Below are 600 nucleotides of genomic sequence, written 5' to 3'. Positions count from 1 at the left end.
CTAGCGAACTATCTAGTTCCGCTTTCACAGCATCCAGTTCAATCACTACGATGTTGCCTTCAAGGTCTTTCGACTGACCGTAGACAGGTTTGCCATCTACTGGCTTCGCCATTGCAAAGACGGTAGTTGCTAGTGGTGAACGACGGTCAACGGTCTCTTGCTCACCAAATGTTAGGTTGTTTTCCGCAAGAACAGTAGTATTGCCTTCATTCAGAGCAGCTACCACTTTTGTACCTAGCTCTAGAGCACCTTGCTCACCTTTAACGCGAGATAGTTCCGCCACAACTTGATCTTTCACTTCAGCTAATGGAAGCACTGTTTCGTCACGAGAATCTTCAACACGAACAACAATAATGTGCTCAGGCGCAACTTCAATCGCTTCAGAGTTCAGACCGTCTTCTTTCACTTCTGGGCTCAGTAGTGCTTGCATAACGGCTTGGTTACGTAGAACCTCAGGTGCATCAACTTGAGAGATGAAGTCTGTTGTCTTCACTTCTTGGTTAATAGCTTTAGAAGCATCGTCTAGTGAATCAGGGTACTCAAAAGCAACACGCTCAAGCTCATTTTGTAACTCGTAGAATTGATCCACCGCTTTTTGGT

1 pseudogene is annotated in these 600 nt (G+C 45.5%); it reads right to left on the bottom strand.

Annotated elements, in window-relative coordinates:
- Positions 1–600 (bottom strand): annotated as a pseudogene (locus tag R7Q48_RS28965) (peptidylprolyl isomerase); the annotation flags it as partial.

It is taken from the genome of Vibrio sp. 378, assembly GCF_033339435.1.
Note: the sequence above shows the minus strand (reverse complement) of the source record. Positions and strands in the feature narration are given on the sequence as shown.